This window comes from Fusobacterium sp. SYSU M8D902 (assembly GCF_040199715.1).
In the GTDB taxonomy this organism is placed as follows: Bacteria; Fusobacteriota; Fusobacteriia; order Fusobacteriales; family Fusobacteriaceae; genus Fusobacterium_A.
On the sequence record NZ_JBEFNA010000048.1, the window covers coordinates 1 to 6,273 of the forward strand.

The following is a 6,273-nucleotide window of genomic DNA, read 5'->3' on the forward strand; positions in this document are numbered from 1 at the left end:
TAGAATATGAAGAAAGACTGAAAGGTTTTTAGTTCCTTTCAGTCTTCAAAATAATTTAAAAATTAATAATCAAGAGATGATAAATACACAAAATTATTTACACTCTCGACAGGATAACCTGTCTTTTTTATTACCCTACTCTAACAACTTGTCCATCAGGAGTATATTCTACTTTTAAAAATTTAATATCTCCATTTTTTCCCATTTCTATTGGCATTGTTACAAGTTCAGATATAAATAAAGTTACACAATCAAGTAAAACATAAACTGCTGCTCTTCCTGCACTTGGTTCTTTTCCCATTACATATTGATAAGTAGAAACTAAATTCCCATTAGCTAATTTTTCTGTACTAATTGGTTTTAATGGTTGACTTTCTACTATTGCTTTACTTTGTCCTTTTGTCACAATTGAAAAATCTGGTTCTTTCTGTCCATTTAAAGCCATTACTGCTGAACAACCTTGCATACTTAAAGCTGCTAATATTAATACTCCACTTAAAATTAATTTTTTCATAAGTCTCACGTCTCTCCATTTACTAAATAATAATATTTTATTTATTCTATCATATAATATTTATTTTTGCTAGATTTCTTTCTAAAAAACTATATAAAAATTTTTTGAAAAAACAAAATCATAGGGAAAAAATAAAAAATAATTATCTGAATCCAAGGTAATTCCTAGCTCCATAGCAGTTTTATAATAAATATACCAAATAAATTGTGAACAGTAAAATCCATTTTCTCTTTTTATATTAAAATGGATTTTATATGGAAGGTTTAATTCCATATATTTATTTAGATTCTGTAAAAATTTTTCTTTAAACTTCTTGTTCATTCCTATGTATCTTAAAACTATAAATTTTCTGTCTTTTTCTAACCAATAATCAATATCTACAATATTTATCTTTTTTCCAAATTTTGGATAATCTACCACTAATCTATTTGTTTGCATTACTCCTACGTGACCAAATATTCCTAAAAAATTTAATTTTTTTTCTTTTAAAATAATATCACCTATTTCAAGATTTAAAATTTTTTCTTTGCTATCAATTTCTTTCCAAGCTTTTTTAGGAATATTAGAACAACCTAAAATTAAGATTAAATAAATCATTAAAATTGCTTTCATAAAATGCCTCTATAATATTTAATTCCAAAATTTTATTTATGTTCATATACATATTTTATACTATCTTAGTTGTCCAATCTTCAACATTCCAAACCTCTGTTGCTATATCCATATAAAAATCTGGTTCGTGACTTACAAGCACTATGGTCCCCTTAAACTCTTTTAAAGCCCTTTTCAACTCTTCTTTGGCATCTATATCCAAGTGATTAGTTGGCTCGTCTAAAACAAGGAGATTAACCTCTCTCAGCATAAGTTTACATAGACGTACCTTAGCATTTTCTCCTCCAGATAAAACTTGCATCTGACTTGTTATATGATTTGTAGTTAAACCACACTTAGCTAAAGCTCCTCTCACTTCAGCATTAGTCATACTTGGGAACTCATTCCAGATCTCATCTAGAGCTGTTGTTGTATTTCCTGCTTTCTCCTCTTGCTCAAAATATCCAATCTCTAAAAATTGTCCATGCTCCACCTCTCCAGAAAGAGCTTTTATCTTTCCTAACAGTGTCTTTAAAAGAGTTGATTTCCCTAGACCATTTACCCCTTTAATAGCTATTTTTTGATTTCTTTCAATAGTAAAATTAAGAGGTTTTGTAAGAGCTTCATTATAACCAATTACCAAATCCTTTACAGTTATAACCTCTCTACTCGGTGTTCTAGCTGAACTAAATCCAAATGTTGGTTTTGGTTTTTCCTTGGCTATCTCTATTATATCCATTCTATCCAATTTTCTCTGTCTATCTTTTGCCAAATTTGTAGTTGCTACTCTAGCTTTATTACGAGCTATGAAATCCTTTAGGTGTTCTATCTCTTTCTGTTGCTTCTTATATGCCTGTTCTAGCTGTCTCTTCTTCAACTCATACATCTCTCTAAATTGATAATAATCTCCTGTATAACGAGTTAAAACAGCATTTTCAACGTGGTATATTACATTGACAACTGAGTTTAAGAACGGTATATCATGAGATACCAATATAAAGGCATTCTCATAATTTTGTAAGAAGTTCTTTAGCCACTCTATATGATTTTCATCTAAGAAGTTAGTTGGCTCGTCCAATATCAATATCATTGGATTTTCTAATAAAACTTTTGCAAGCAGTATCTTTGCTCTCTGACCTCCAGATAGTTCTGATACATCTCTTTCAAGTCCTATATCCATAAGTCCTAGCCCTTTAGCATACTCCTCTATTTTAGAATCTAAAGAGTAAAATTCACCACTATCTAAAATACTTTGAATCTCTCCAACCTCTTCCATCAATGAATCCATCTCTTCAGGAGTACAATCTCCCATCTTTTCATATAGAGTCATCATCTCTTGTTCTAGCTCAAACATATGATTAAAGGCTGATCTTAGAATATCTCTAATAGTTTTACCCTTTTCTAAAGTGCTATACTGATCCAAATAACCAGTGGTAATGTGATTACACCAAGTAACTGTTCCCTCATCAGGCATCAAGTTTCCAGTTATAATATTTAAAAAAGTTGTTTTTCCCTCTCCATTAGCTCCAACAAGTCCAATATGCTCTCCCTTTAAAAGTCTGAAAGAAGCATCTTCCAATATAGTTCTTGAACCAAAGCCGTGACTCACATTTTTTACGTCTAATATACTCATTAATTCTCCCATCAATCTATTTTATTCTTGTTAATATACAAATAATCTATATCATTTGTATCTCATACATTTAATATAGATTATTTTTGTCCATATACATATTTTATTTTAAGTATCCTATTAGCAGAGCTATATCATTACCTGTGACTCCACTTATTCTTGAAGCCTCTCCTATTGATAGTGGTCTGATCTCCTCTAGTCCACTTCTAGCTATATTAGATATTCCTTTTACAAGTGAGAAATCAAAATCCTTAGGTATTCTCATCTCCTCTAATTTTTTAAACTTCTCTATCTGTTCATTCTCTCTTTGAATGAAAATATCATATTTTATAATTGTTTCTATCTGATTTTTTATGAATTCAGGATAATCTTCAATCTCTGTAACCTCTTTCAAACTATCATAAGTTACCTCTTTAACTTTTAATAGCTCACCTATTTTTATCCCCTTAGCAAACTTTTGATTAGAACCAAGTTTTTCCAATAACTCATTAGCTTTTACCATTGGTACACTTATGTTTCTAAGTCTCTCTATCTCTGTATTAACTATATTGATTGCATTCTCTAAATACTCTAATCTCTCCTTAGATAGTATTCCAATCTCTTTTGCTTTCTCATACAATCTCATAAAAGCATTGTCAAATCTCAATGTCAATCTATACTCTGAACGAGAAGGTAAAACTCTATATGGCTCTGGTGTTTTCTTATGAATTATATCATCAACTAAAACTCCTATATACCCTTCACTTCTATCTATGATTACAGGCTCTTTTCCATCTATCTTTCTAGCAGCATTCACTCCAGCCATAAATCCTTGACAAGCTGCCTCTTCATATCCTGATGTTCCATTTATCTGTCCAGCAAAATATAATCCAGAGATCTTCTTACTCTCTAAACTTGGATATAGTTGTGAAGCTGGTGCATAATCATATTCCACAGCATAACCATGTCTCATTATCTTAGCATTCTCAAGCCCAGCTATAGTTCTCATCATAGCCTCTTGAGCAAATGGTGGCATAGCTGTTGTAAGTCCATTTACATAGATCTCCTCTGAATCTGCTGACTCCAGCTCTAAGAAAATCTGATGATTTGTCTTATCTGGGAAGTTCAATACCTTTCTATCTAGTGATGGACAGTGTCTTGGTCCATGTGTCTCTATTATTCCACTGACTATTGGAGAGTATTTTAACATCTCCTTAGCTACCTCTATTGTCTTTTCAGTTGTGTGAGTAAGCCAAGTTGGAACTACGTTGTTTCTCTCTTTATTTGTGAATATTGAAAAATATCTTGGATGCTCCTCACCTTTTAGCTCCTCCATCTTAGAAAAATCTATACTTCTTCTATCCAATCTTGGTGGAGTTGCTGTCTGATATCTCTCTATATGTATCCCATGAGCTCTCAATGAATCAGATAGTTTCTCTGCTGATTCCTCTCCCTGTCTTCCTGCAGAATAAGTTACATCTCCAATTACAATCTTTCCCTTTAAAAATGTTCCTGTTGCTAAAACTACTGCCTTGGCAAAGTATGAGATTCCCAATCTTGTTCTGATACCTTTGATCTCTCCTTCGTCTACAATTATCTGCTCTACACAGTCTTGTACCATATTAAGATTTTCAGTATTTTCAAGTTTTTTTCTCATTTTTGTTCTATATAGATATTTGTCAGCTTGACCTCTTGTTATTCTAGCTGCAGGACCTTTACTCTCATTTAGATGTTTTAACTGAAGATTATACTCATCTGTATGTCTCCCCATCTCTCCACCTAAAATATCCATCTCTGCTACTAAATTACTCTTTCCAGGTCCTCCTATTGAAGGATTACAAGACATCATTGCTATTGTATCTAAATAAAGTGTAAATATTGCTGTATCTTTTCCAAGTCTAGCTGAGGCAAGTGCAGCTTCAACTCCTGCATGTCCTCCACCTACGACTATTACATCATAAATTTTCTTCATAGTTTCCTCCTAATTCCACAAAATTCCATAAATTAAGAAAGAGGATTACTCAAATTGAGAATCCTCATTTTTTTATTTTCCAACACAGAAATTGCTAAAAATATGATCTAGTAGATCTTCACTAGATATCTCTCCAGTTACTTCTGAAAGTGAATCTAGAGCACCTTTTATATCTACTGCCATAAGATCCATTGGTAATCCTGAATTTATAGTATCAAAAATATTTTCTACATATTGCTTTGTCTTTTCTAATGCTGATTTATGTCTTACATTTGTAAGAGTAATTTTTTGTGAGCTATCCTCTACATTCTCATCAATGATATGACGATATATCTCATCTTCCATCTCATCAATTCCTATGTTTTTCATAGCAGATATCTCTATCCATTTATTAACTTTAGTCAATTTAGATAGATCTACCTTTCTCTCAATATCAATCTTATTTAAAATTCCTATTACCTTTTCACTGTTAATAGCTTCATGTATTTTGAAATCTTCCTCTTCTAGCTCTCTTGAACCATCTATTACAAAGAGTATCAAGTCTGCACTATCAATCATCTTTTTAGATTTCTCCACACCAATATTTTCAACAATATCATCTGTTTTTCTAATTCCAGCTGTATCTACTAATATCAAAGGAATTCCTTTTAAATTTACAACCTCTTCGATTACGTCTCTTGTTGTTCCAGGAATGTGAGTTACAATGGCTCTCTCCTCACGTAAAACTGAATTTAACAGGCTTGACTTACCTACGTTAGGCTTACCTACTATGGCAGTCTTAATTCCCTCTTTAATCATCTTTCCTTTGTCGTAAGACCTAATCAATTTATCAGTTGTATCCACTACCTCTTGAAGATTTCCCACAAGATTCTCTGGAAGTGGATCATCTATTCCCTCTTCTGGATAATCTAATACAACATTTATGTGAGCTGCCACATCTAATATCAATTTTTTTAGATGTTCTATCTGCTCTTTAAGATCTCCTCTAAGCTGATTTAATGATAGAGAAACTGATTTTTCAGTCTTTCCGTGAATTATATCTATAATTGCTTCTGCTTGAGTTAGATCTATTCTTCCATTTAAAAATGCTCTTCTAGTAAACTCTCCGATCTCAGCATGTCTTGCTCCATATTTTAGGACAGTCTCTAGTAATTTTTCTGTAATTATATATCCACCATGGCAGTTTATCTCTACTACATTCTCTTTTGTATATGTATGTGGTGCTCTCATTATAGAAACCATTACCTCATCTATAATCTCTTCACCATCATAAATATGACCATAGTTTATACTGAAATTTCTTAAATCTTCAATCTTCTTTCCAGACTTTGGTTTAAAAATTTTCTGAAGAATTGTAAAAGCGTCGCTCCCTGAAATTCTTACAATACCTATTCCACCTTCTCCCCTTGGTGTAGATATAGCTGCTATTGTATCAAAAAGCATACTTGCCGTTGCCAAAAATCTATAAAAATATAGAAATTTGTTTATTTCCTTCTTCTCAGAATCCGATTTTGCCGTAGCTACTTTCGTTTTATATAACTCTCCAAAGGCTTAAATTCGGATACAACGAATCCTACATATTAG

At 32.0% G+C, this 6,273-nt stretch carries 5 protein-coding genes; all 5 read right to left on the bottom strand.

What is annotated here, in order from left to right; genetic code table 11:
* Positions 1 to 130 precede the first annotated feature (130 nt).
* The gene (locus tag ABNK64_RS10795; RefSeq protein WP_349764371.1) at positions 131 to 514 is read right to left on the bottom strand and encodes a hypothetical protein; all 384 of its coding nucleotides are present in this window, start codon (positions 512 to 514) and stop codon (positions 131 to 133) included.
* An 81-nt stretch (positions 515 to 595) separates the two neighbouring features.
* A complete protein-coding gene (locus tag ABNK64_RS10800) occupies positions 596 to 1,126 on the bottom strand; it encodes a YiiX/YebB-like N1pC/P60 family cysteine hydrolase (RefSeq protein ID WP_349764373.1) in 531 nt (176 codons plus the stop codon).
* Positions 1,127 to 1,181: 55 nt separating this feature from the next.
* Positions 1,182 to 2,738, bottom strand: coding sequence for an ABC-F family ATP-binding cassette domain-containing protein (locus ABNK64_RS10805; RefSeq protein WP_291259693.1), 1,557 nt, complete (start codon positions 2,736 to 2,738; stop codon positions 1,182 to 1,184).
* A 103-nt stretch (positions 2,739 to 2,841) separates the two neighbouring features.
* Positions 2,842 to 4,689 (bottom strand): tRNA uridine-5-carboxymethylaminomethyl(34) synthesis enzyme MnmG, encoded by a 1,848-nt coding sequence (gene mnmG / locus ABNK64_RS10810; protein ID WP_300343614.1) that lies wholly within the window; start codon positions 4,687 to 4,689, stop codon positions 2,842 to 2,844.
* Between the two features lie 72 nt (positions 4,690 to 4,761).
* On the bottom strand, positions 4,762 to 6,132 hold the full coding sequence (gene mnmE / locus ABNK64_RS10815; protein WP_349764374.1) for a tRNA uridine-5-carboxymethylaminomethyl(34) synthesis GTPase MnmE: 1,371 nt from the start codon (positions 6,130 to 6,132) through the stop codon (positions 4,762 to 4,764).
* Positions 6,133 to 6,273: the final 141 nt, after the last annotated feature.